This is a genomic window from Pseudoalteromonas sp. S3776 (genome assembly GCF_005886915.1).
Classification (GTDB): domain Bacteria; phylum Pseudomonadota; class Gammaproteobacteria; order Enterobacterales; family Alteromonadaceae; genus Pseudoalteromonas.
Window position 1 is genome coordinate 102,244 of sequence record NZ_PNCU01000042.1, and the last position, 24,189, is coordinate 126,432.

The 24,189-nt window shown below is 41.2% G+C and carries 23 protein-coding genes, 1 pseudogene and 1 riboswitch; of the genes and pseudogenes, 9 read left to right on the forward strand and 15 right to left on the reverse strand.

The features are described 5' to 3' along the window. Positions 1–165: 165 nt before the first annotated feature. Complete coding sequence (gene yaaA / locus CWC16_RS16155) at positions 166–945, reverse strand: peroxide stress protein YaaA (RefSeq protein WP_138542240.1); 780 nt, start codon at positions 943–945, stop codon at positions 166–168. Positions 946–1,199: 254 nt separating this feature from the next. On the opposite strand from yaaA, the gene tal reads away from it, so the two are divergent. Together tal and CWC16_RS16165 are read left to right on the forward strand one after the other, a co-directional pair. Beyond that, positions 1,200–2,150 (forward strand): transaldolase, encoded by a 951-nt coding sequence (gene tal / locus CWC16_RS16160; protein ID WP_138542241.1) that lies wholly within the window; start codon positions 1,200–1,202, stop codon positions 2,148–2,150. A gap of 191 nt (positions 2,151–2,341) precedes the next feature. After that, positions 2,342–2,530 (forward strand): DUF3545 family protein, encoded by a 189-nt coding sequence (locus CWC16_RS16165; RefSeq protein ID WP_004587992.1) that lies wholly within the window; start codon positions 2,342–2,344, stop codon positions 2,528–2,530. Positions 2,531–2,590: 60 nt separating this feature from the next. On the opposite strand, the gene ung is transcribed toward CWC16_RS16165, so the two are convergent. The 8 genes from ung to CWC16_RS16205 all read right to left on the reverse strand — a co-directional run bounded on the left by ung (position 2,591) and on the right by CWC16_RS16205 (position 10,545). Further along, entirely contained in the window at positions 2,591–3,253 is a 663-nt protein-coding gene (ung, locus tag CWC16_RS16170) for a uracil-DNA glycosylase (protein ID WP_138542242.1), read from the reverse strand. After that, the gene (locus CWC16_RS16175) at positions 3,250–4,110 is read right to left on the reverse strand and encodes a cobalamin-binding protein (protein WP_138542243.1); all 861 of its coding nucleotides are present in this window, start codon (positions 4,108–4,110) and stop codon (positions 3,250–3,252) included. The genes ung and CWC16_RS16175 overlap by 4 nt, the downstream gene beginning before the upstream one ends. Next, positions 4,110–4,709, reverse strand: a complete 600-nt coding sequence (gene cobO / locus CWC16_RS16180) for a cob(I)yrinic acid a,c-diamide adenosyltransferase (protein ID WP_138542244.1) — start codon at positions 4,707–4,709, stop codon at positions 4,110–4,112. Before cobO ends, CWC16_RS16175 begins: the two co-directional genes overlap by 1 nt. Further along, positions 4,699–6,183, reverse strand: a complete 1,485-nt coding sequence (locus CWC16_RS16185) for a cobyric acid synthase (protein WP_138542245.1) — start codon at positions 6,181–6,183, stop codon at positions 4,699–4,701. The genes cobO and CWC16_RS16185 overlap by 11 nt, the downstream gene beginning before the upstream one ends. Before the next feature lie 5 nt (positions 6,184–6,188). Continuing rightward, positions 6,189–7,193: a FecCD family ABC transporter permease gene (locus CWC16_RS16190; RefSeq protein WP_138542246.1), complete on the reverse strand. Its 1,005-nt coding sequence runs from the start codon at positions 7,191–7,193 to the stop codon at positions 6,189–6,191. A 4-nt stretch (positions 7,194–7,197) separates the two neighbouring features. Further along, complete coding sequence (locus tag CWC16_RS16195; RefSeq protein ID WP_055016333.1) at positions 7,198–8,007, reverse strand: ABC transporter ATP-binding protein; 810 nt, start codon at positions 8,005–8,007, stop codon at positions 7,198–7,200. 81 nt (positions 8,008–8,088) lie between these two features. Beyond that, positions 8,089–8,212, reverse strand: a riboswitch (cobalamin riboswitch). A gap of 331 nt (positions 8,213–8,543) precedes the next feature. Then, positions 8,544–9,476 (reverse strand): porin, encoded by a 933-nt coding sequence (locus CWC16_RS16200; protein WP_138542247.1) that lies wholly within the window; start codon positions 9,474–9,476, stop codon positions 8,544–8,546. Positions 9,477–9,675: 199 nt separating this feature from the next. Next, positions 9,676–10,545 carry a LysR family transcriptional regulator gene (locus tag CWC16_RS16205; RefSeq protein WP_055016331.1) on the reverse strand — a complete coding sequence of 290 codons (870 nt, stop codon included), beginning with the start codon at positions 10,543–10,545 and terminating at the stop codon, positions 9,676–9,678. Positions 10,546–10,634: 89 nt separating this feature from the next. On the opposite strand from CWC16_RS16205, the gene CWC16_RS16210 reads away from it, so the two are divergent. Beyond that, entirely contained in the window at positions 10,635–11,009 is a 375-nt protein-coding gene (locus CWC16_RS16210) for a MaoP family protein (protein WP_138542248.1), read from the forward strand. A gap of 87 nt (positions 11,010–11,096) precedes the next feature. After that, on the forward strand, positions 11,097–12,332 hold the full coding sequence (locus tag CWC16_RS16215) for a response regulator (RefSeq protein WP_138542249.1): 1,236 nt from the start codon (positions 11,097–11,099) through the stop codon (positions 12,330–12,332). A gap of 52 nt (positions 12,333–12,384) precedes the next feature. Here the strand turns inward: CWC16_RS16215 and rarD are convergent, their stop codons facing one another. Beyond that, positions 12,385–13,302 carry an EamA family transporter RarD gene (gene rarD, locus CWC16_RS16220; protein WP_138542250.1) on the reverse strand — a complete coding sequence of 306 codons (918 nt, stop codon included), beginning with the start codon at positions 13,300–13,302 and terminating at the stop codon, positions 12,385–12,387. A gap of 111 nt (positions 13,303–13,413) precedes the next feature. After that, on the reverse strand, positions 13,414–13,869 hold the full coding sequence (locus CWC16_RS16225) for a thioesterase family protein (RefSeq protein ID WP_171037673.1): 456 nt from the start codon (positions 13,867–13,869) through the stop codon (positions 13,414–13,416). Between the two features lie 133 nt (positions 13,870–14,002). On the opposite strand from CWC16_RS16225, the gene recQ reads away from it, so the two are divergent. The 4 genes and pseudogenes from recQ to CWC16_RS16245 all read left to right on the forward strand — a co-directional run bounded on the left by recQ (position 14,003) and on the right by CWC16_RS16245 (position 18,635). After that, on the forward strand, positions 14,003–15,826 hold the full coding sequence (recQ, locus tag CWC16_RS16230; protein ID WP_055016328.1) for a DNA helicase RecQ: 1,824 nt from the start codon (positions 14,003–14,005) through the stop codon (positions 15,824–15,826). Between the two features lie 7 nt (positions 15,827–15,833). Continuing rightward, a complete protein-coding gene (locus CWC16_RS16235; RefSeq protein WP_138542251.1) occupies positions 15,834–16,118 on the forward strand; it encodes a DUF3630 family protein in 285 nt (94 codons plus the stop codon). Positions 16,119–16,283: 165 nt separating this feature from the next. Continuing rightward, the gene (locus CWC16_RS16240; protein WP_138542252.1) at positions 16,284–17,993 is read left to right on the forward strand and encodes a POTRA domain-containing protein; all 1,710 of its coding nucleotides are present in this window, start codon (positions 16,284–16,286) and stop codon (positions 17,991–17,993) included. A 97-nt stretch (positions 17,994–18,090) separates the two neighbouring features. After that, positions 18,091–18,635: pseudogene (locus tag CWC16_RS16245) on the forward strand (mechanosensitive ion channel domain-containing protein). 73 nt (positions 18,636–18,708) lie between these two features. Here the strand turns inward: CWC16_RS16245 and CWC16_RS16250 are convergent. Genes CWC16_RS16250 through CWC16_RS16260 form a run of 3 tightly spaced genes read right to left on the reverse strand, consistent with a single transcriptional unit; the run spans position 18,709 to position 21,098 of the window. After that, entirely contained in the window at positions 18,709–19,767 is a 1,059-nt protein-coding gene (locus CWC16_RS16250) for a succinylglutamate desuccinylase/aspartoacylase family protein (RefSeq protein WP_138542253.1), read from the reverse strand. After that, positions 19,754–20,659: a 30S ribosomal protein S6--L-glutamate ligase gene (gene rimK / locus CWC16_RS16255; RefSeq protein ID WP_055016323.1), complete on the reverse strand. Its 906-nt coding sequence runs from the start codon at positions 20,657–20,659 to the stop codon at positions 19,754–19,756. Before rimK ends, CWC16_RS16250 begins: the two co-directional genes overlap by 14 nt. Before the next feature lie 10 nt (positions 20,660–20,669). Continuing rightward, a complete protein-coding gene (locus CWC16_RS16260) occupies positions 20,670–21,098 on the reverse strand; it encodes an ATP-dependent zinc protease family protein (RefSeq protein ID WP_055016322.1) in 429 nt (142 codons plus the stop codon). A 281-nt stretch (positions 21,099–21,379) separates the two neighbouring features. On the opposite strand from CWC16_RS16260, the gene CWC16_RS16265 reads away from it, so the two are divergent. Continuing rightward, on the forward strand, positions 21,380–22,381 hold the full coding sequence (locus tag CWC16_RS16265) for a zinc transporter ZntB (protein ID WP_138542254.1): 1,002 nt from the start codon (positions 21,380–21,382) through the stop codon (positions 22,379–22,381). A 22-nt stretch (positions 22,382–22,403) separates the two neighbouring features. On the opposite strand, the gene CWC16_RS16270 is transcribed toward CWC16_RS16265, so the two are convergent. Then, on the reverse strand, positions 22,404–23,579 hold the full coding sequence (locus CWC16_RS16270; RefSeq protein ID WP_055016320.1) for a polysaccharide lyase family 7 protein: 1,176 nt from the start codon (positions 23,577–23,579) through the stop codon (positions 22,404–22,406). Positions 23,580–24,189 lie beyond the last annotated feature (610 nt).

Below are 24,189 nucleotides of genomic sequence, written 5' to 3' on the forward strand. Positions count from 1 at the left end.
TCTATTTTGAGGATGGAAAAACGTATTGATAGCAAGGCAAAAAATTCGCTATTTAGTTGTTCTAAATGAGAATTTTTTAACGCAGATAGCGACACGTTTAGCCCCTTAAAATGATTAAGTGTTATCGCGGATTGGTATAACTCATTGTTTGCTGAGTATAAACGCTTAGTTTTGCTCGTCGCGCATAAAAACAGGCTCTAGATCTTTAGTGGTTGCTTCAGGGCTAAAGTAATAACCCGCCACACTAAACTCTTTTAATTGGCTAAGCTGCGTTACTTGGTTTTCTATGATGTAGCGGGCCATCATGCCGCGTGCTTTTTTAGCGTAAAAGCTGATTACTTTATATTGACCATTTTTGCAGTCTTTAAAATGCGGCGTAATTATTTGCGCATTAAGCGCTTTTTTATCTACTGCTTTAAAGTACTCGTTTGAAGCAAGGTTAACGAGGTATTGTGCGTCTTGCGCTTTTAACTCCTCGTTTAATTTCTTCGCAATAATGCTGCCCCAAAATTCATACAAATTTTTCCCGCGAGGGTTATCAAGCTTAGTGCCCATTTCTAGGCGGTAGGCTTGCATTAAATCAAGCGGCTTTAATAAGCCGTATAAACCTGAAAGTATACGTAAGTGACTTTGCGCATAATCAAGGTTAGCTGCAGTGAGTGTTGCGGCATCTAAACCACCGTACACATCGCCATTAAAGGCTAGCACCGCTTGTTTAGCATTGCTTTGCGTAAACGGTTGTGACCACTCGCTAAAGCGTGCAGCGTTAAGCCCTGCAAGCTTATCGCTAATTTTCATTAGGCTGCCAATTTGTGCAGTCGTTAGTTCACGGCATACTTTCATGAGCTCTTCGCTGTGCTCTAGTAATTCAGGCTGAGTGAACTTATCTGTTGCGGGTGGCGTTTCGTAATCAAGATTTTTTGCAGGTGAAATAACAGTGATCATAGTTAGCTATTGACTTGTAATTTATTTAATGTCAATTTCAACATTAAATGAGACGAAAAGCACGTTTTGTTTATAAAATACCATTGAAAATTAATCGCAATGGCCTAAATCCTACCTTAATAAATCATGCATCGTCGTTTTTCTATTGATAAGGACATAAGACCTATCAAGCATTGTCACACTGTTGCAGTATTGAATACTTATATTAAGGTAGTTTAGATTTTCTTTTAACTTGCTTGGAATGAGGAAGGCAAATGACTAGCGCTCTACAAAGGCTAAAACAACATTCATCTATCGTAGCCGACACTGGCGATATTGAAGCGATCAAAAAGCATCAACCTGAAGATGCAACCACAAACCCGTCGCTTTTATTAAAAGCGAGCGAGATTGAAGCATACAAGCCTTATCTAGATAAAGCTTGGAGCTATGCAAAAGAAACAGAGCAAGATGCAGCTAAACAGCTTGAACTTGCATGTGACTACTTTGCCGTATTAATTGGTAAAGAAATTAGCGAAATTGTACCTGGTTATATTTCTACTGAAGTAGATGCTCGTTTATCATTCGACACCCAAGCAACTATTGATAAAGCACACACCCTGCTTAGCCTTTATGAAAAAGAAGGTGTAAGCAAAGACAAAATTTTAATTAAAGTTGCGTCTACATGGGAAGGCATTAAAGCTGCTGAGCAACTAGAAAAAGAAGGCACTAAATGTAACCTAACTTTATTATTTAGCGATGCTCAAGCACGTGCATGTGCTGATGCAAACGTATTTTTAATATCGCCATTTGTAGGCCGTATTTTAGATTGGCACGTAGCAAATGGTATGGAAAAACCAACCGATCCGCTACAAGATCCAGGTGTTCAATCAGTACGTAGCATTTTTGAGTTTTATAAACGCCATGATTACAAAACCGTTGTTATGGGCGCGAGCTTCCGTAATACCGGCGAAATTATTGCGCTTACAGGGTGCGACAAGCTAACAATTAGCCCTAATCTACTAGAAGACTTAGGCAATTTAGAAGGCGCAGAAGAGTACTTACTAAAAAGTGATATTCCTAAAGAGCCAAAGCCTGCTCCACTTACTGAGTCGCAGTTCCGTTGGTTACATAACCAAGATGCTATGGCCACTGAAAAGCTAGCTGAAGGCATTCGCTCATTCGCAGATGCGCAAGAGCAGCTAGAAGCACGCTTTAAAGCAATGTAATACACGCTAATTACGCTTTATTAAACGCCGCACTTGCGGCGTTTTTTTATGCCTACGTTATTTGCTGAACTAAGTTAACATTCATTAAGGCATCACATACTTGCAACATTATTGTCACTTTTTTATTCTATTTTAGCTAGGCCTGTGGTATAGGTATTCTCGAGGTTCACTAAAATCAATAGGAGATAGTCATGGATAGCCTAAACGATATATTAGAGATATTAGAAGGTCCTGATACAACAAGAAAAACCTCTCAAAAGAATAAAAAAAGAAAGTGGCGCGAGATTGAGGCCATAAAAGACAAGCAACGGTTACGTAAAGAACTACAGGAGTTGGACTTTTTTACAGACAGTATCGAAATTGATGAGCTAGATTTTTAATTCTATAAACGCTCATAAACAAAAGGCTTTCAGTGTATGAAAGCCTTTTTAATATATCCATTAAACCTGCCAATTAATGGGGCTGTCCCCTTGGGCTTGTAACAATTTATTAGTTTGTGAAAAATGCTTACAGCCAAAAAAACCTCGGTGTGCAGAAAGCGGAGACGGATGCGGCCCTTTTAAAATATGATGGCGAGTGCAGTTAATATTTTTGCCTTTTTTTTGCGCATGCGCGCCCCACAAAATAAATACCACGCCTCGGCAGTGCTCGTTTATATGCGCAATGACGTTATCGGTAAATTGCTCCCACCCTAAGTGTTTATGAGAATGAGCTTGCCCTTGCTCAACAGTAAGTACCGTATTGAGTAAAAATACGCCCTGCTCTGCCCAGCTTTGTAAGTAGCCATGCTCAGGTATTGCAAAACCAGGTATATCCGTTGCCAATTCTTTGTACATATTTTTTAATGACGGCGGTAACTTTTTAACCTCTGGCAATACTGAAAAACACAAGCCATGGGCTTGGCCTTCTCCGTGGTATGGGTCTTGGCCTAAAATAACCACGCGAATATCGTTAAGGGCTGTGGCTTCAAAGGCACTAAATACTTGCTCTTTGGGTGGGTACACAGCAACCCCTTCTGCGCGGCGTTTTGCTACATAATCTAATGTTTGCTGCATATAAGGGTGCTGTAATTCATCTTCTAAAAAGGCTGGCCAATCGCTCATTGTGTACTCTTAATTTGTTTGCGTGATGCATCTATTTTATCACACATATCGGCAAGCCCTTCTAACATGCGTGGTGAAAAACGGTGTAATAAATCGGCGTTTACACGTATAAAATGATTATTTTTAACCGCGGGTACTTCTGGCCATTTTTGCCAATTAACTACCGGTTGTGGTGTTTTTGATTTTTCATCAGGGGTTATAATAATTTGCGGTTTAGCCATTACCACGTTTTCAATACTTATTTGCGGGTAGTCGGTTGGGCTGTGTGCAAATACATTGCTTACATGACATGTTTCAATAAGCTGGTTTATCCATGTATTTTCACTTACCGTCATCATTGGCTCTGGCCATAATTGATAAAAACCAGTTAATATTTTTTTACCTTGCTGCTGTTTTTTTATGTTTTTAAGTTTGGTATTAAACGTGTTTGCTACTTGCTTACTTTGCTCAATACGCCCAGTAAATTTACCAAAAGTGATCAGCTCATTTGCTACTTCTTCTATTTTTTTTGGATCACTCAAATGTATTTTTATACCAAGGCGCTTAATTTGTTCTAAGTCTCCACTTTGATTCCCGCTTTTCCAACCAATCACTAAGTCGGGTTTTAGCGCTAGTAGTTTTTCAAGGGAAATACCATAGTAGCCACCTATGCGCTCAATATTTTTAGCCTCAGCAGGGTAGTCGGCATAATCAACAGTGCCAACAATATTATCCCCCGCACCTATAGCAAATAGGTTTTCTACTATATGCGGCGCAAGTGCAACTACACGCAGCTTTTTTGGGGGCGTTGTTTCGTTTGCAACAGCACTAGCTATTAAACTACATAGCCCAAGGCCAACTATAAATGCCCTGTACATTAGTAGTCGAACCCTTCAAGTGCTTTAATGCCTGAGTCGAATGCATGTTTAACATTACGTACTTCGCTTACTGTATCGGCAAGGTCTGTTAACGTGCGGTGCGCTGCGCGACCTGTAATAATAACCGACTGCATGGGAGGACGGTTATTTAAAGCGCTTACTACTTCATCAAGATCAATATACCCATAAGTCACCATGTAGGTAAGCTCATCAAGTAATACTAAATCTATACTGCTATCGGCAAGCATGCGCTTGGCTTCTTGCCACGTTGCTTGCGCTGCGGCAGTGTCGGCTTCTTTGTTTTGCGTATCCCACGTAAAGCCGGTATTCATCACCGCAAATTCAACCCCTGCGCTTTGTAATAGGTTACGCTCTCCACACTCCCATGTACCTTTAATAAACTGACAAACAGCGGCTTTTTTACCATGCCCTACACAACGTGCAACCACACCAAACCCAGAGGTAGATTTACCCTTACCATTACCCGTAATTACCTGAAATATGCCTTTAACATCTTGCGCTGCAGCAACGCGTGCATCTACTTGCTCTTTTACTTTTTGTTGACGCTGCTTATGCTTATCGTTGCTTTTATCTGTCATTATTATGTCCTTCGTAAATCGATATAATGTGTTGTATGTTTAAGTGTTCCTCGCACATAGTTGCTAAACGTTCTAACTGCTGTTCGCGGTGCTTAGCAATACTAATTGGCGTTATTGCGGCCTCTGGTTTTACCCACTTTAAAATTTGCGATGTGGCAGCTGGCTCATCAAATAAACCGTGTAAATAAGTACCAGCAAGGGCATTATCATCACTAATAAAGCCATCACTTACAAATCCGTTAGGGTGCGAGTTAAACGTTAAAAATGGCTTATTAAGTGCTGCACCTTCACTAATACCCGCATGAATTTCGTAGCCACTAAAGGGGGTTTTATTATTATTTAACTGCATAGTTGCGGTTACTTTAGTGAGTACTTTTTGGGTGCTAAGAGTGGTATCAAAGTCACTTAATGCAAGGCCTTTAACACGCTTTAATGACGATTCAACCCCCATGGGATCAGTAATGCTATTCCCTAACATTTGCATACCGCCGCACACCCCTAACACTTTACCGCCATAGCGTATGTGGCGCTTTATTTGCTTATCCCAACCTTCATTTTTTACAAAACTTAAATCACCCAGCACATTTTTACTACCTGGAATAATAACCAGATCGACCGGCGGAATTGCTTGAGTATGGCGCACATAATTTATATTAATATTTGAGTGCAGTCGCAATGCATCAAAATCGGTATGGTTACTAATATGCGGCAATAAAAGTACAGCTATATTAATGGTGGCATGTGTTACTTTATTATCTATTGCAACGGCATCTTCGGCATCAAGGGCTAGGTCATGCAAGTAGGGCAGCACCCCAAGCACAGGTTTTTTCGTATAGCACTCAAGCCAATCTAGACCACTTTGCAATAAACTGATATCGCCTCTAAAGCGGTTTATAACAAAGCCTTTTACGCGCGCTTGCTCAGATTCGCTTAGCAGCGCAAGTGTGCCCACTAAATGCGCAAACACACCGCCTTTGTCTATATCGGCAATAATAATGACAGGGCAATCTACCGCTTCTGCGTACCCCATATTGGCAATGTCGTTTTCGCGCAAGTTTATTTCTGCGGGGCTGCCTGCGCCCTCAACCAATAATAAATAGAACTGTTTAGCTAGGCGTTTATGCGAGGCAAGCACCGCATCCATCGCCACTTTTTTGTAGTCGTGATACTTGCTCGCTTCCATATTACTAATGGCTTTGCCATGAATAATAACTTGTGCGCCCGTATCGCTATTTGGTTTAAGTAATATAGGATTAAAGTCGTTTTGAGGCTCTACATTAGCCGCTATTGCTTGCAAAGCTTGCGCTCGGCCTATTTCGCCGCCTTCTTTTGTAACCGCGCTATTAAGCGCCATATTTTGCGGTTTAAAAGGCGCAACCTTTACCCCCCGCTTTGCAAATACTCTGCAAAGCGCAGCGACTAAGGTGCTTTTTCCGGCATCTGACGTAGTGCCTTGAATCATTAAGGTTTTCATCCGCACTATGCCTTTGTTTTTCTAAAAAAGAGCAAGCTTAGAAAAAATGCGCTACCCATAGCTGCTGTAATCACCCCTACAGGGAGCTCTTGGTTTTTAAGTAATGAGCGCGAAAGCACATCGACCCACACCATAAACGTGCCGCCCACTAAGCTTGTGATGAGTAAGCCAGCAGTACTGCCTTGAGATATAAAAAAGCGCACTATGTGCGGCACCATTAAACCTACAAAACCAATACCGCCACATAAGGCCACCAGCACGGCCGTTATTAACGAACTCAATACCAGCATTAAAATTCTAAACCGGTGTACACGCACCCCAAGCGTTATGGCGCTTTCATCGCCAAGAAGCAACGCATTTAACTGCCTTTTAAAGCTCAGCATAAAGCCAATACACACCACTATAACCACACATGGCAACCATAACGTGGCCCATTGCGCGCGGGCAAAGCTGCCTAACGTCCAAAATAAAATACCAGCCACTGCTTGCGGGTCGCTCCAATACAGCAATAAACTGGTAAATGCGCTAAATAAAAACGACAGCGCCACACCCGCTAACAACATAGACTCTACGTGCGTATTTTTTTGCCGCCCAGCAATAAGTATCAATAAGCCCATAGCTAAAAAGCTTCCTAATAAGGCAGCAGTCGATAACATAAACCCAGCACTTATACCTGTTACAGCCATAAGCAGTACAACCCCAAACGACGCACCTGACGATATACCAAATAAGTATGGATCGGCGAGCGGGTTACGAGTAACCGTTTGCAAAATAAGCCCAGCAATAGCCAAACCTGCGCCCGCCATAAAGGCAAGTAAAGTACGGGGCAACCTAAGCTCATAAATAATACGTGCGTTAAGCGAGCCCTCCCCTGCTGATAAAACACCGGTGAGTACATCACTTAACGGCGTATCTGCTGCGCCAAAGCTCAGTGCACTAAAAAGACTGCCCAGCGCAATTAATAAGGCAGCTATAAAAACAGTCCACGGGTTTATGTTTGTTATATCCATTTAATTAATAGCCATAAAAGTAAGTAATATGAGGAATAGTTTGGCCATTTTCTGTGCGCTGTGGGTGGCTGGTTACGTGTGCACATACCCCAAAAACATCTGCTAGCATTTCTTCACTAAGTACCTGCTCAGGCGAGCCTGTATGTGTTATTTTGCCCTTATTAATAACCACCAGTTCATCGCACATAGCAGCTGCTAAATTTAAATCATGAAATGAGGCAAACACAGTGACCCCTAGCGATTTTGCTAATTCCATCACTTGTATTTGGTATTTAACATCCAAATGGCTGGTTGGCTCATCCATAATGAGTAATTGCGGTTGTTGTACTATAGCGCGGGCAATTAATGCTCGTTGCTTTTCGCCCCCCGAAAGTGATTCAAAATTTTGCTTACACTGCTGCTCAAGCCCTACGGTTTTTATTGCCTGTGTAATTTTTTGTTTGTCGCTGTGGGTAGTGGCGCTAAATAGTGGTTTATGAGGCGTAAGCCCAAGGGCAACCACATCAAATAACGTTAGGTTAAATTGAGCAGGCGTTTCTTGCAGAACGACAGCAACATATTTTGCGTAATCTTCACTTTTAAGCTGCCAAATATCCTGCTGATTAAAGGTAATTTTGCCTGTGGTGGGTTTATTAAAGCGATACAAACAGCGCAGTAAGCTCGACTTACCCGCCCCATTTGGGCCAATTAAGCCAATAAATTTCCCCTTTGTTATAGGCAAATTAATAGTGTTTAAAATGGCGTGATTATCAACTTCCCACGACACATTTTGAATGTCTAATAAAGGCGTGTTTGGCGCTAATGTAGTTTGCAAAGTGAGTCCTTTAAAAACGCGCACTCACTAAGGCACCGCTAAAAAACTAGTGCACTAATAAAATGAGTTTACCCGCTCGTTAAAATATTTCATTCATTTGTATCTGACTTAAAGCACGCTGCTCATTACAGTTACGGGAATAGTTGAGGAATTTCACCCCATTCCAAATGAGCGTCTATTATGGGCGGGTAAGTAAATAATTTAAAGCAAAAAAACCGCGCACATCAGGGCGTGTTGTTCTTTGCGGATTGAAATTTGTTCAATCTAGGGGCGATTAAATCGCGGCGCGAGATTTGTAACCTAGTGGGCTAAGTGAAAATCGAGCAACAAAGAGTTTATCGCCCCTAAGAAGAACCCGAAGGGCAGCGCATGTTTGGCATTTATGCTGCGTTATCGCCTATTTATGTGGAATAACCACACTTCATAGGCTCTGCCTTGCCTAAAAACCAAACACGCTGCTGCAAATTCAACCATCAAAGTTCAGCACGCCCTAGGCACGGTTAAAAAGGGAGCGTTTTAACTAATTTAGCGAATAGTTAAAACTTGTATTCCATACCTAAGCCAACGTAGTCTTGGTCAACATTGTTGTCCATATCAAAGCTTGAGTAAAAACCAAATACTTTAATGTTTTTATTAAACTTATGATCAACACCTACAGAAACTGCCGTTTTGTCATCGCTATCATCAAAGTCCATTGCTTGGTACTGCACTTTAAACGTGTTTTTACCCATGCTGTAGGCTGCGTTTAATAAGTAGCCATCCGCTTCTGCGCTACCGTCTACTTTTTCTTGAGTTTGGTACATAGCGCCTAATTTAAAGCTCTCTACTTTACCTTGGATTGACGCACGCACTACATCGTAGCCATTTACTTCGCTATCGGCTGCAACCGAGGCGTAAACCGCACTCTTTTTAAGTGCAGCGTCACCGTAGGTAACCGCCATTGAATAACCGTTATCTGCATCTACGTCATCTTCGGCAATAAATGTAGCAAGTACTTTAAAACCTTCGTAGCTTTTAGATGTATAAGTGATTGAATCACCCAAGCGGTTTTCACCTTTAAAGACGTTTTTAATATCGCCTTCAAGATCATTAAATAAATCTAATTTGCCCTGTGATTGCTTAAGTGCCGTATCGTTACGACCCACAACAACTTGACCATAAGCACCTTTTAAACCTACGTATTGGTTGCGTGCAGAAATATTGTCGTCGTTATCACCTTTAGAGTCAGCATCAGATACATCAACTTGAAACTCAAACTTATAAACCGCTTCTAATCCATCTGTAATCTTTTCAGATCCCTTTAGGCCAAAGCGAGATGCATTACTTTTAATTTCAGTGAAAGACCCTTCACCGTCATCAGATGATTGCACAGTAACATTCGCTTTACCGTATACATCAACATCTGCAAACGCACTAAAAGATAAACCACTTACTAGAGCGATACATAAGCTCGATTTTACACAATTCATGTTATTTCCTCGATAATCACAAAACTAATTTTTTAAAACAACTGCAGTTTGTCATCGTTAAATGACAGGTATATTACAAAGGAAACATTTTTGTCTTTTTATTTTAATAAAAGTGTCTAAATTCTGAAAACAAACCGACATGAATATTTAATAAACAAAATTGTACCCACTCAATCTCACTAAAAATAATAGTCGGTATTTAGTGTTCATCAATAGGCTGATGAGCATTTATTTTAGGTAATAAGTTAATCAAGGTTTCTATTAGCTCTTTTTGTTCGTTGTCTCTGTGGTAGGCCACAAAAATATCACGCGAGGTATGTTCAACATCTTTTACATGGAACAGCTCACCCTTTTCTAAATGAGACTCAACAAGCACCTCGGGTATAAACGCACTGCCACCACACTGAATAATTAAATCAAGGGCAATACGCCCCGTACTGGTTCTAAAATAAGGAGGCGTTTTACCCGTAAATTGACGCGCATGCCACAGCGAAAAAGTAGTGCCCCAATCAACATATACATATTGGTTATCAAAAAAGTTTTCGTTAGTCGCTGTGTCATAGCCACTGACAGGAATAATAGGTAGCTCGCAAATTCGCTCAACCACAAGCTCATCCACTTTAGGTGGGTCAAATAAAATGGCTAAATCAAGCGTCCGCTCTAATAATAAGCGTGTGCTTTCTTGCTGGGCTTTAACCTCTGCAACTAACGACACCCCAGGCATAGCCGACACTATATTAGTAATGCCAAATTGTAAAAAGGCATCCCATATATTGGGTGTCCCTGCTAGGCTTATTTGCTTGTGCATGTTATCGGCCAATGCCACATCCACTTTGGCACGCTGCATGCCGGTGATGATCATTTTAGCATGCGGAAGCAATCTCTCTCCTGGCGCCGTTAATTGAATATTGTTCCGCTGGCGAATAAACAAGTTTACACCCAGCCCCTGCTCTAATTGACGAATGCGGAAGCTGACTGCCGATTGAGTGATGTATAGGTTTTCAGCCGCTTTACCAAAATGACGCGTGCGCACAACCTCTACAAATGTTTTTAATAAATCTATATCCAATTTTTTATCCTCACGATAAAAATAACTTGTTTAATAAATTGTCAAACTTGCATCATACTCCAGCAATAAACAGGGTTGAGGATACAGTTATGAGCAACGATATTTCACTACTTCGCCAAGCGTTTGTTAGCCAGCGTCAATTTTATGATGATCAAAACTTTCCTCGCGGGTTTAGCCGCAGCGGAAACTTTACCTTATTAGAAGCCAGTATATTAGAGCAACATGGCGTAGTACTAAAAGGGCTTTATAATAAAACGTTAGCGCCACAAAATACCTTACAAGCGCAATTTGTTGATGTAGTTTGTGGCAATAAAGAACCTACAAACCCAATCGAAAAAGCCTGGGTTAAATATTTAAAACTAACAACTTGTAAAACCAAGTTTCATACACTTTTTGGTCGCTCAAAAATGTCAGGGCCAATGCCAATAAGCCAAGACGATTATGGCGAGTCAGATAGCGTATAACCCTCTAAGTTATTTGCTTTTTTGCGTTTTAGCAGTTACAACTTGTATAAGCAAACACTTTTGCAAAATATCAAACAAGGTTGTTACGTGACGCGAAAAATACTTATAATTGAAGATACGCCTACTATAGCGCGTGTGCAAAAGCATATCGCGCTCAAAGTGGGTTATGAAGTTGATATAGCCGAGTCTTTGGCGGCAACAAAAGAACTAATAAAAAACAATAGCTACTTTTGTGCTGTTGTAGATTTTATCCTTCCTGATGCGCCTGCGGGTGAGGCGATTCCGTATACTATTAATGCTGACATTCCTACCATCGTAATGACAGGCAACATAGATAAGCAAACTCGCGACACAGTAGAAAAGTACCCAATCATTGATTACATAATCAAAGAAAACAAACAAGCTTACCAATACCTAGAAAAACAACTGAGCCGTTTACCCCGTAACGAAAACGTAAAAGTGCTGGTTGTCGACGACTCAACGTCTACCCGTAGATACATTTGCAGCTTACTAAAGCGCCATAAGTATCAAATACTCGAAGCAAAGGACGGAAAAGACGCGCTAGAGGTGCTCGAAAGCCAAAAAGACGTGTCTGTTATTATTACCGATAACGAAATGCCAAACATGAATGGTGATGAGTTATGCGCTGAAATTCGCCGGCTTTACAGTAATGATGAAAAAGCCATTATCGGCATTTCAGGGGCTGACTCATCAGCATTATCGAGCCTATTTTTAAAAAATGGTGCTAATGACTACCTCCATAAACCCTTTAACAGCGAAGAGTTTTACTGCCGCCTAAGTCAAAACGTCGACATGCTTGAGCAAATAGCCACAATTAAACGCCAGGCCAATACAGACTACTTAACAAATCTACCTAATCGCCGCTACTTTTTTGAAGAATCGAGTAAGTCACTCAAGTATTTAAAAAAATCGAACCAAGATGGCGCACTCGCTATGCTTGATATAGACCATTTTAAATCGATTAACGATACATACGGCCACGATGCCGGAGATGAAGTGCTCAAAGGGTTGGCAGTGTGTTTTAAAAAGTACTTCGAAAAGCAGTTAGTTGCTCGTTTAGGTGGGGAAGAATTTGCCGTTTACTTTACTGATGCAACCACAGCACAAGCGCTAAAACGCTTAGAAGGCTTTAGGCAGTTTATAGAGCTAAATAGCCAAGAGTTTAGCCAAGAAAAAATTAAATTTACAATTTCTATTGGTTTTGCAAGCGGCCCTATTTACCAGATAGATGAACTGCTAAAACAGGCCGATTTAAAGCTATATGATGCAAAAGAAACCGGCCGTAATAAAGTAATAAGCTAAACCTTAACACTGCTTTATAGCTACTTGCTTAAACTATTATTGCGCATTGGCATTAGACTTCGGCGGCGGTTACCGTCGCTTTTTTACGCTTACGTGATTGATGATAAGAATCCCACGTAAATATAGCTAAAGCACTCCAAATACACGCAAACGTGATCACTCGCTCGGCATCAAACACTTCATCGTAAAACACCACAGCAAGCATAAACATTAAACTGGGCCCTATATACTGAAAAAAGCCCAATGTTGTGTACTGCAAACGCTTAGCTGCGCCGGTAAAACATAACAGCGGCAAGGTCGTAATAATACCAGCACTAATTAACAGCGCATTGGTCTGCCAATCGTTAACGGCTAAATCAGAGGTAGGCGTTGGGGCCATCACCCACCAGTAAATTAATGCAACAGGCAATAAAATTAGCGCTTCAAGTAAAATGCCCGGCAGCGCTTCAACCGGTAACTTTTTACGAAGTAAGCCATAAATAGCAAAAGACGTGGCAAGCGAAAACGCCACCACCGGAAACGAACCAAAACTGACCAACTGCAGTACCACACCAGCAAAGGCTAAAAACACTGCAAACCCTTGCCACTTACGCAGTCGTTCGCCTAAAAATAGCATGCCCAACAGCACATTCAGTAATGGGTTTATGTAATAGCCCAAACTGGCATCGAGCATATGGTTATTATTGACTGCCCAAATAAACAACCCCCAATTAAAGCCTAATATAGAGGATGTAAGCACTAACATTAAAATAATTTTGGGCTGGACAACGATACGTTTAACCCTATCCCAGTATTTGAGCACACTGACCACAAGTATCAAAAAAACCACAGACCAGAGAACACGGTGGGTTAAAATTTCAAAGGCAGAAACATGTTGTATTTGTTTGAAATAAATAGGCGCTAAGCCCCACATTAAAAAAGCTAAACAGGCAAAAATCCCGCCTTTACGCTGCTCGTTTGCAATCGACATACATACTACTTATCCGTACTAAAAGGCCGACAGTTTATACCAATTCGCGCTATTAAGTGATTTATTTTGAGGCGAGTAAACTTAAACCCAAGACAGTTTATTTTAACATTGTTATCCGACTAAATACGTACCTGTACCAAAAGCGATTTGTATTGCCTTTTCGTTGTGCAGCTCCATTCTGCATACACATACTTTATTTCCAGAGCGGATCAAAGTGGCACTGGCTGTAAATACCTCCCCTTTACCAGGGCGTAAATAATCTGTACGTAAATCTATAGTGCCTAAGGTAGCCAGCTTTTGCTGTACGTTTGGAATATCTAAGTCGGTTAATTTATCGATAACACTGGCTGCTGCAAGCATGCCGCCCACATTATCAAGCACCGCCGATATAATACCGCCGTGAAGAATTTTTTGCGCAGGATTACCTATAAATACATCTTGCCACGGGAACGTAATTTTAGCTTGCTCAGGGCTGAGCGACTCTACCGAGATATTTAAAAACTGGTTAAATGGCATGCCATTTACAAACAGTGCGCCAACTTGTTCAATTAACATTTCTTTATTCATTGTTATTCTCTATGTTTAAATTAAGACTGGTACGATGAGCTAAGCATACCTGAAGCAAAACCACGAGGCACTAATTAAATCATTTACCGCTAAGCTAAAGACATCCTATAAAAAAAACACTAAAATAGCCGCGATGAATACTCTAACCCCTACTCCTAGCACATTGGTCCGCAAGCCCGACACCGTTCTTAAACAAGTGTTTGGCTACAGCGAGTTTCGTGATGGCCAAAAAGCGGTTATCGATGCGGCTATTAATGGCCAAGACTCTTTGGTACTGCTGCCTACAGGCGGTGGTAAATCAGTGTGTTACCAAGTACCTGCGTTAGTGCTCGAAGGGGTTACTGTGGTCATTTCGCCGCTTATTTCACTCATGCAAGACCAAGTAACGCAACTGCAAGCCTTAGGTGTTAAAGCCGCTTACATTAATAATAGCCTCGCTCGCGAAGAGCAACAATTAGTGTACCAACAATTGCACCAAGGGCTAATAAAATTACTGTATGTTGCCCCTGAAAAAGTGCTTCAGCATGAATTTACCGAACGGCTCAGCCACTTAAATATAAGCCTATTTGCCATAGACGAAGCACATTGTGTATCGCATTGGGGGCATGACTTTAGACCGCACTACTTTAGATTAAACGAGCTTAAACAGCGTTTTCCCTATGTCCCTATGATGGCCCTGACCGCCACGGCCGATAAAGCTACCCGCTTTGATATCGTTGAGCAATTAAAATTACAACAGCCCTACATACATACCGGCAGCTTCGACAGGCCTAATATTCGTTACACCATCGAAGAAAAATTTAAACCGATGGCGCAACTACTTCGCTATTTAAAAGAGCAAAAAAATCAAAGTGGTATTATTTACTGCACTAGCCGTAAACGCGTTGATGACATTGCCGAAAAGCTCGCTGATGCAGGGCTAAATGCCGCCGCGTATCATGCTGGTATGAGTAACGAACAACGCCAATTTGTGCAAACCGGATTTGCCCGCGATGACATTCAAATTGTGGTTGCAACCGTTGCCTTTGGTATGGGCATAAATAAACCAAATGTGCGTTTTGTACTGCATTACGATATTCCAAAAAGTATTGAAGCCTACTATCAAGAAACCGGCCGCGCTGGTCGTGATGGCTTAGCCGCAGAAGCCATTATGTATTTTGATCCCGCCGATATAGGCCGCGTTAGGCGCTTTTTTGAAGACATAGACGATGAACAGCGCCGCCGCGTAGAAGAGCAGCGTTTTAATGCCATGGCCAGTTTTGCCGAGGCGCAAACATGTCGTCGCCAAATACTTTTAAACTACTTTAGCGAGTATAAACGCGAGCAATGTGGTAACTGCGACATTTGCATAAACCCACCAAAAAGCTTTGATGGCACGTTAGTAGCGCAACAAGCGCTTTCGTGTGTGTACCGAGCTGGGCAGCGTTTTGGCTTAGGCTATATTGTAGAACTATTACGCGGGGCTAATACCAGTCGCATTCGCGATAATAACCACCACGAACTCAGCACCTATGGGATAGGCAAAGACAAAAGCAGTGAGTTTTGGCTCAGTATATTACGCCAACTTATACACCAAGGCCTGTTAAGCCAAGATATTACCCAAGGTGCTTCACTGCGCTTAACCGAAGCTGCACGCGCGGTACTTAAAAGCGAATATGCGCTACAGCTTGCCGAGCCGCGCTTACAAGCTAAACACGTATACCAAGATAAACTGGCGCAGTTTAATTACGACAAAAAACTATTTGCCCGTTTACGCGCGCTACGCAAAGAACTTGCTGATGCAGACGATGTACCGCCGTACGTTGTATTTAACGATAAAACCTTAGCCGAAATGGCGCAATTAATGCCCACCAACGACAGCGAGTTTTTAAAGGTGTCGGGCGTTGGCTTTACCAAACTCAATAAATATGGCGGCGAATTTTTAACGGCCATTCGTAACTACCTTGCTAATAATTAAGTAAATCATGACCCAAATTGAATACAATCACGCCCATAAATGCATTGTTATCAGCCCCGTAGAGGCGCCTCATGATGAAGACTTTGAGCTGTGGAGCACACTGTTTTTGCACGCTGATGAGATAACCATTATTGATTACGCACAAGGGGCTGATCGTCATCAATTGCGTTTTAGCTATCAACAGCAAACCTTTAATTTAAATTTTGAACACTACAGCGAAAGTATTTGGATTAATGGTGAAGGCCATGAAGCCGAGCACTTATTAGCAGCCCTGGCCTTTTACTTAAGCTAAAACGCATCCCTATGCTCTAAACAAGCAGCGTTGAGGTTAATTAACAAAGGTGCTTAACGGTAACAATTAATTAGTTTCAAAATCCATACCTTTTACTTACATTGTAATAACAATGATGTAAGCTGATATTACGACTCATATTGGCAGTAGTATTGAAGAGGTTCAATGGTGAATAAAAAATGGATTGCACACTGTTGTATAAGCTTAGCTCTCGTAAGCTTTGGTGCGCCTAAGGCCTTTGCACAACAACCAAGTAATAAAACTAGCAGCTGCCCCACAGTGCAATCGCACTCAAACAAAAGCAATAATTTACGCCGCGAAGTTGAAGATACAACCACGCTCGTTAATAGCCGCAGCGATGCTCAAATAGCGTCAATTACCCTTAAACAACTCAATGTGTTTAATACCGAACTGGAAGAGGAAAATAACGCGCTTTTTCGTTTTGCTAACCGTGCGCATATCCAAACAGAGCCAGATGTAATTAGTAATATTTTGTTATTTAAACAAGGCGATAATTACAATGCCAGAAAACTCGCTGAGTCAGAGCGTTTATTACGCCAACAAAACTATTTATACGATGCGCAAATAAGCGCGATTGAAAACTGCGACGGCAACGTAGATGTAACCGTAGTAACTCGCGATTTATGGACCCTACTACCCGAAATAAGCTTTAGCCGCAGCGGTGGCGAAAATAAATCGAGCATAGGTTTTCGCGAGTCGAACTTACTAGGTTGGGGTAAGCGTTTATCGTTTTCACGCACCACCGACAGCGATCGTAATGGTTATTTATTTGTTTATGACGATCCTAATATATTATCAAGCCGGTATCGCGGGCGCTTAGAATATGCCGATAACAGCGATGGTAAACGCCACTTATTAGAGTTAACTTACCCGTTTTATGCCATAGATACGCCCTATAGCTATGGTATTAAAAGCTTTTCTGAACAAAGAGAAGAGGCGCTGTATCGCCGGGGTGACGAATACAGCGAGTTTGATCAAACAACCAATTTTTTTAGCGCTTTTTTAGGTCACTCTAAAGCATTATCTGATAGCTGGACGCAGCGCTTAACGCTTGGCTATGTAAACCAAGAAAACAGCTTTGCAGAAATAGAAACAACCTTTGCTCCCTTAGCCAAAGATAGACAGCTAAGTTACCCCTATGTTAGCGGTCATTGGTTTGAAGACAGTTATATAAAAGTACGTAATTTTGACAGTATTTCGCGCACAGAAGATTTAAATTTAGGCTGGAACATTAAAGCACTTTTAGGTTACTCCGATGAGTCTCTTAGTAATGATGACAGCAGAGCCGTGTATTCGTTAAAAGCTAAAAAAGCGCACTTTACTACCGACAGAACGCTGTGGCGTTTTAGTGCACAAGTGGATGGTTATTGGAATAAAGAGCAAAAACAGCTTGAAAACTTTTTGGCCACCAGCGAAGTGCAGTACTACTTAAATACCAGCGAAAACCAATCCTGGTTTGTTAAAGCCCGCGCCCAGTATGCTAAAAACCTAACTGCCGATAAGCAGCTAACACTTGGCGGCGAAACAGGCCTTCGTGGCTATCCCATGGATTACCAGCACGGCGACCGAAGCTTTTTAGTCAGCCTAGAAAAACGCTATTACTGGGAGTACGATTTACTGCAGTTATTTAAAGTAGGTGCAGCGGGCTTTGTTGATGTTGGCCGCGCTTGGTTTAACGATGAAGATAACGGCGAGAACGATCATGTTTTAAAAAATGTTGGGGTGGGTTTGCGCTTAGCGCCAAGCAGAGCAAACTCTGGCACCATGATCCACCTTGATATTGCCGCTCCACTAGATGGCTACGATGATGTTGATTCGGTGCAATGGCTTGTGAGTGTAAAAAACACTTTTTAAATAGCGGGTAATAAACGAAAGCGTTACACTAGCGCTTTAAATTTTCCTAAAAACAGTACGGTATCTCACTTTGGAATTGTTTACGCTTTTAGAGCTAATGGGTACGCAATATAAATTAATTGTGACCCTTATTGCCGTTTTACTTTTTCCACTGTTATTAAAAGCAACAAAAAACTGCTCGAAAAAGCCATTAAAGGAAAAGTAGATGTTCATCGTAAATTTAGGGCTGAGCTTTTATTAAAAATCATTTTAGCGTTTGTTGTACTGTGTTTAGTGCTGATATTTTGGGGCATTGAGCTGCGCGGGTTATTAGTACTTGGCTCATCATTATTTGCTATGCTTGGGGTCGCTTTATTTGCCGCTTGGTCGCTGCTTAGTAACCTTACCGCTTTTTTACTCATGTTTATCCAAAACGGTTTTCATGTAGGTAATTGGGTACGTATTGTTGATGGCGCAAACCACATAGAAGGCCGCATAGTCGAACTAGGTTTAATGAACGTACTCCTTGAACATGTAGATGGGCATAGGGTTGTTTATCCTAATAACCTGTTTGTTACCCGCCCTGTTATGGTGTTAAATAAAGAGCCAAAGCCTACTAAAGCGCCGGTAATAAAACGCATAATTGCCCCTAAAAAAACATAGTTTAAAAAGTCATATCCGCAAAAAGCCGCAGTAGGGCAAACCTCACTGTGGCTTTTTACTAGCTAACACAATGCTAATTATTTAGCTCCGCTGTTTTAAGCTCTTCATCTAAATCATTTATTTCGTCAATAAAGTGCTCTAACTGCTGCTCTACTAGGCTATTTGCATTTGCAAAATAGGCAAGGTGAAATACCGCATCCCCCTCGTTTACCAGTGGCATAGTTTGCTGACCTATTACAATACCGCCTTTAGGCGCTAAAAGCTCAAGCTCAGCATCACCTAATGGGCTACTTATATATGCCAGCACTTGGCCTTTTTCTACGTGTTCACCCAGCGATACCTGCGCGCGTACAATGCCATCTACCTCAGCGCGTATCCAACTTGTAGAACCGGCAATAATAGGATCGGGCAGTTTTTTAGGACGTTTGCCACGGATCATTTTTAAATGCCGCATCACATAGTCCACACCCTGTACACCTGCGGCAATGGCTATAGGGTCAAAGCGTAAGGCTTCACCCGCTTCGTAAGTAATAACCGGTATACCTAAATTAGCGGCTTCACTTCGTAATGAGCCATTACGAAGGGATGCATTTATAACCGCGGGTGTGCCGAATGCTTTAGCCATCTCAGCGGTTGCTTCATCATCTAAGTTAGCGCGTATTTGCGGTAAGTTAGTACGATGGATAGCGCCGGTATGTAAATCAATAATGTGGGTACAATGTACCGCCACCTGATTAAAAAACATATGCGCCATACGCCCCGCCAGCGATCCTCGTTCAGAGCCCGGAAAGCTGCGGTTCATATCGCGTCTATCGGGTAAATAACGCGACTTATGAATAAAGCCAAACACATTAACAATTGGCACAGCAATTATGGTTCCGCGTAATTGGCTTGCATCTATTTTAGAAAGCAGCTGGCGCACAACTTCTACACCATTTAGCTCATCACCATGAATAGCTGCACATATCATTAAAACAGGGCCTTCCATCACACCATTAACCACCTCAATAGGAATATTAAGTGGTGAATGGGTGTAAAGTTTAGCGGCCTCCAGCGCGAGAGTTTTGCGCTCGCCCACCCCAATACTTTCCTCTAATAAAGTAAAAGGGCGATTAATTTTAACCTTTGCCACGGGTTGCGGTTCCTTTAATAGCAGCGTTTTTTTCGATAAATTCGATGACCATACCGGCAATATCTTTACCTGTTGCTACTTCAATCCCTTCAAGCCCTGGAGAAGAATTCACTTCCATAACCAGTGGCCCACGTGATGAACGAAGTAAATCAACGCCTGCTACATTTAAGCCCATTGCTTTTGCTGCAGCAACAGCTGTTTTACGCTCTTCAGGGGTAATGCGTACTAATGTCGCGCTACCACCACGGTGAAGGTTTGAGCGAAACTCGCCTTCTTGCGCTTGGCGCTTCATGGCCGCTATTACTTTATCCCCTAATACAAAACACCGAATGTCGGCACCGCCAGCTTCTTTAATGTATTCTTGAACCATAATATTGGCTTTTAAGCCCATAAACGCTTCAATCACACTTTCAGCTGCTTTACGTGTTTCGGCCAGTACAACACCAATGCCTTGTGTGCCTTCAAGTAGCTTAATAACTACAGGTGTACCCCCTACCATTTCTAGTAGGTCTTTTACATCATCTGGCTTACTGGCAAAACCTGTTACCGGCATGCCTACACCTTTACGTGATAACAGCTGAAGTGAGCGTAATTTGTCGCGCGAACGAGAAATAGCCACTGATTCATTAACCGGGTAAACCCCCATCATTTCAAACTGTCGCAACACTGAGCAGCCATAAAACGTTACCGATGCCCCAATACGTGGAACAATGGCGTCAAAATCTTTTAAATTTTCACCACGATAGTGAATTTCTGGCTGCTGTGAGTTTATGTTCATATAACAACGTAGCGCATCAATTACTTTTACTTCATGCCCGCGGGCTTCTGCCGCTTCTATTAGGCGTCGCGTTGAATACAAACTACTGCTACGAGATAAAATACCAATTTTCATAGTTAAAACCTTAACTATCTAATAAATGAGATAAAGCCGGGTTAACGACTAAGTGGTTTTCCATGGCTGTACGGCCAAGTAACATCCTAAATTTCATTGTTGCTCTATTTGTTAACGTCACTTCAATAGGCCAGCTATGTTGGCCTGCATGTAGTGTGGTCTCTATAAAATAGCGCATTTCTTTTTGCCCACTTGAACTGGTTACAGCTTTAATTTTTTTAACCTTCGCGGAGCATTTAACCTGTGTTTGTTCATCACCTTGTAATGGTTGCGCTATAAATTTCACCCATTTTTCGCCATTTTTTTGGTACTCTTCAATATTAACTGCATGAATACATGAGGTGCGGGCGCCAGTATCCACCTTTGCTTTAATCTTCTCGATACCAAGCTCCGGTAAACTCAACCACTCACGCCAACCCACGGTCAACTTTGCTGTCATAAATGTGCCCTTAATAAAAAAGTGACTTATACGCTAAGGCGAAAAAAACACCAGCGAAATAAATTTATCTAGTCGATGAGTAAATTAAATTGATCTTTTATAGAAACTGACCACACAATGCACACCTTGTTGCTTAGCGTTTTATTTAGCAATTAAAGGCTGCATATGGGGTTAAGCCTTAAAGCTAACTGACTAAAAAAATTAAGGTAGCTTTAAAAAGCACTTTGCAGATACGCTATAGTTATTTGTATTAAAAACACACTATTATATAGGCCTCAAATATGATTAATGGTTTACTGCATGCATTGGTGCTTGACGAAAAAGGTGGTGCGCACGCCATAGAAAACACTCGCGATTTAAATAACTGGCACCCTAAACAAGGTAAACTGTGGATACATATGGACTACAGCCAAAGCGAGGCAGTAACGTGGTTAAAAAACCAAGAACATCTTAGTGACTTTGAGCTTGATTCGCTTATTGCTGATGAAACTCGCCCGCGCTTAACACCCAGTACCAATGGCCATATGCTGTTTTTACGTGGTGTAAATTTAAATCCTGCACAAAGCCCTGAGGACATGGTTTCAATTCGTTTATTTATTAACGAATCAATAGTTATTACTACGCGCAAGCGTCGCTTACTTTCAATCCAAGATATATTAGCAGAGCTTAATGCTGGCCAAGGCCCATGCTCTATTTCTGAGCTGGTTTGCTGTATAACCCAAAAGCTGACATCACGGATGCAAAGTGTCATTAATAAGCTCGATGAAACCTTGGATGAATTTGAAGAGGAAATAGACGAGCCAAGCAAAAAATTTGATAACCAAGGTTTATCACAACTACGCCGTCAAACTATTGCCTTGAAACGTTACTTAAAACCACAAAAAGAAGCGCTGAGTTTGCTGATAAATAACCGCTACCTTTGGCTTAAAGATGAAGATAAAGCAAAACTAAACGAAACCACTAACTTACTTATTCGCTATTTAGAAGAGCTAGATAGCGCTATAGAGCGCGCACAAATTATTCAGCAAACCATTACCAACCAAGTGTCTGAGCAACTAAATCAACGCATGTACGTTATGTCAGTTGTGGCGGCGCTTTTTTTACCGCTGGGCTTTTTAACAGGCCTTTTAGGGGTAAATGTAGGCGGTATACCTGGGACCGAAAACCCCTATGCATTTAGTACATTTGTGATTTTTTTGATTGTGCTTACAGGTGGTATAGGGCTGTATTTTAAAAATAAAAATGTGGTTATAAAAAAGTTTTTAATGCGGCCACTCAGGTGAGTGGCCGTGATTGAGCCGCTGATTAATTAGTTTGGCGCGTATAACTCACATTGGTCATCGTCACTTTTGATTCTGTAATGCCTAAATCCTCAAAACAGTTTTTAAACGAGTTAGAGTTACCGGCCTCACCACATTTATCTAATGTGTACGGGTCTTGTGATTGCAAGTAGTTACCAAATTTAAAGTATGACTGCGAATCATCTTCTACCGGTATACCAAACGAATTACCAAAAGCCGTCACCTCAACATCACCGTAGTTATTAACCACTCGTAAGTTGAATGACTCACCACTGGTAATAGTACCTAGAGCAAACTTTTCTTCATTACCGCTGGTATTACGTAAACGTACGTACACATCAAAAATTCCGTTGTTCGCTACGCTATCATTAAAGCCCGATTCATCAGTATCTGATACATACACTTTAGATATAGTGCCGGTATCGCTTGCATGGTGCTGCGATACAATCGTTTTTCCACCGTCAGACATTTCCACCTTTACCGTAGCTTCGAACACCTCATAGGTTTGAGTCATAGCAACGCGCAGGCTTTCTTTTACCTTATACTCATGACGCCAGCCATTACCATTAGGCGTAATATGTTGCGCCTCTAACGGCACAAACACCAAAGTGCTATCGTTAACTAAAGGATTGGGGTTATCCCCTTCTAAATCAAAAATGCTGCCACTGGTAATGCTGCTAGGAATTGTTGAACCATTTGAGTTATCGCTGCCGCCATCTGAGCCGCCATCATTGCTGCCACTACCCTCAACCAAGGCAAAATTATCAAATCGTACATCGCTGGTGTTATTGTAATGTTTAGCGAAAACCTGCAGTGAATTGGTATTAGCCGTAGTAAATGTTTTTGTTACTTTAGTCCACGAAGAAACATTAAAGGTTTGGTTTTTAAATAAACCATTTAAGTCGTTTACACCAATTTGCCCTTTACCGAGCACATAAGCGCTTAGGGTGTATTCAGTGTTAGGCTGCACATCGACTACTTGATAAACGCGTGCTGGGCTACCCTGAATTTTTAGCGATTTTGAGCCACTGTAAGCATCTGAGGAAATAGCGGCTGGGTCAGTTTCGTTCCAGTTACTAAAGCCACTTTCAAAGCCTGCATTATTAATTGTTGCAGCATGAGATAGTGCTGAGCTTGTCGCAATTGCGCTGTAAAAAAACAGTTTTTTATGGTTAATCATTATCTTTATTCCTTTAAACCTGAACATAAAAATAACCTAACTACTTAGTTTTGTGGTAGCCACTAAAACTTAGATCACACTGTATAAACAGGTTTCTACTTTTGTGTATGAATCGATTTGGCAAGACAATCCAGGTTACAAAAATCAATATAAAACCCAAAATTGGACTTACCAATATTAACGCCACATGGCGAGGTAAAGGCTATATTTTTTGTTACCAATATGTCAACAGTAAATCTAATAGCAAATAAGTATTAGTTTTATTAAGAATTGTATTCAAAAACTTTAAATAGTAACAATTATTCAATAGGTTATATGTTGAGGACAGATTAGCGATAAATAAAAATATTTTTTCTATTTAATAAATAAGTAGTACGCCGGAAAAATCTCTATTACCAATAAAAATATAGCAAACTTAACTTTTAATGAATAAATTTAGATAAATTAAATTTTTTACATGAAAAATAACAATTGGTTATAACAAAAATAAAATTGGTAATACTAAAAAACTTATATTTTTTGCCGTTAAATAAGGCAAAATAAAGGCGGGGATTAGTGCGCCATTACACTAAAAAATGTGCATTAATATTTAATACCAATCCGCAATAAT

Excerpts from the sequence above, each read along its gene's own strand:
- CWC16_RS16235 (WP_138542251.1), top strand. The coding sequence starts at position 15,834 with ATGACCCAAATTGAATACAATCACGCCCATAAATGCATTGTTATCAGC.
- CWC16_RS16165 (WP_004587992.1), top strand. The coding sequence starts at position 2,342 with ATGGATAGCCTAAACGATATATTAGAGATATTAGAAGGTCCTGATACA.
- cobO (WP_138542244.1), bottom strand. The coding sequence starts at position 4,709 with ATGACAGATAAAAGCAACGATAAGCATAAGCAGCGTCAACAAAAAGTA.
- CWC16_RS16185 (WP_138542245.1), bottom strand. The coding sequence starts at position 6,183 with ATGAAAACCTTAATGATTCAAGGCACTACGTCAGATGCCGGAAAAAGC.
- CWC16_RS16225 (WP_171037673.1), bottom strand. The coding sequence starts at position 13,869 with ATGAATAAAGAAATGTTAATTGAACAAGTTGGCGCACTGTTTGTAAAT.
- rarD (WP_138542250.1), bottom strand. The coding sequence starts at position 13,302 with ATGTCGATTGCAAACGAGCAGCGTAAAGGCGGGATTTTTGCCTGTTTA.
- rimK (WP_055016323.1), bottom strand. The coding sequence starts at position 20,659 with ATGAAAATTGGTATTTTATCTCGTAGCAGTAGTTTGTATTCAACGCGA.
- CWC16_RS16265 (WP_138542254.1), top strand. The coding sequence starts at position 21,380 with ATGATTAATGGTTTACTGCATGCATTGGTGCTTGACGAAAAAGGTGGT.
- recQ (WP_055016328.1), top strand. The coding sequence starts at position 14,003 with ATGAATACTCTAACCCCTACTCCTAGCACATTGGTCCGCAAGCCCGAC.
- CWC16_RS16200 (WP_138542247.1), bottom strand. The coding sequence starts at position 9,476 with ATGAATTGTGTAAAATCGAGCTTATGTATCGCTCTAGTAAGTGGTTTA.
- CWC16_RS16190 (WP_138542246.1), bottom strand. The coding sequence starts at position 7,193 with ATGGATATAACAAACATAAACCCGTGGACTGTTTTTATAGCTGCCTTA.
- CWC16_RS16175 (WP_138542243.1), bottom strand. The coding sequence starts at position 4,110 with ATGTACAGGGCATTTATAGTTGGCCTTGGGCTATGTAGTTTAATAGCT.
- CWC16_RS16260 (WP_055016322.1), bottom strand. The coding sequence starts at position 21,098 with ATGACAGCAAAGTTGACCGTGGGTTGGCGTGAGTGGTTGAGTTTACCG.
- CWC16_RS16240 (WP_138542252.1), top strand. The coding sequence starts at position 16,284 with ATGGTGAATAAAAAATGGATTGCACACTGTTGTATAAGCTTAGCTCTC.
- yaaA (WP_138542240.1), bottom strand. The coding sequence starts at position 945 with ATGATCACTGTTATTTCACCTGCAAAAAATCTTGATTACGAAACGCCA.
- ung (WP_138542242.1), bottom strand. The coding sequence starts at position 3,253 with ATGAGCGATTGGCCAGCCTTTTTAGAAGATGAATTACAGCACCCTTAT.
- CWC16_RS16270 (WP_055016320.1), bottom strand. The coding sequence starts at position 23,579 with ATGATTAACCATAAAAAACTGTTTTTTTACAGCGCAATTGCGACAAGC.
- CWC16_RS16210 (WP_138542248.1), top strand. The coding sequence starts at position 10,635 with ATGAGCAACGATATTTCACTACTTCGCCAAGCGTTTGTTAGCCAGCGT.
- tal (WP_138542241.1), top strand. The coding sequence starts at position 1,200 with ATGACTAGCGCTCTACAAAGGCTAAAACAACATTCATCTATCGTAGCC.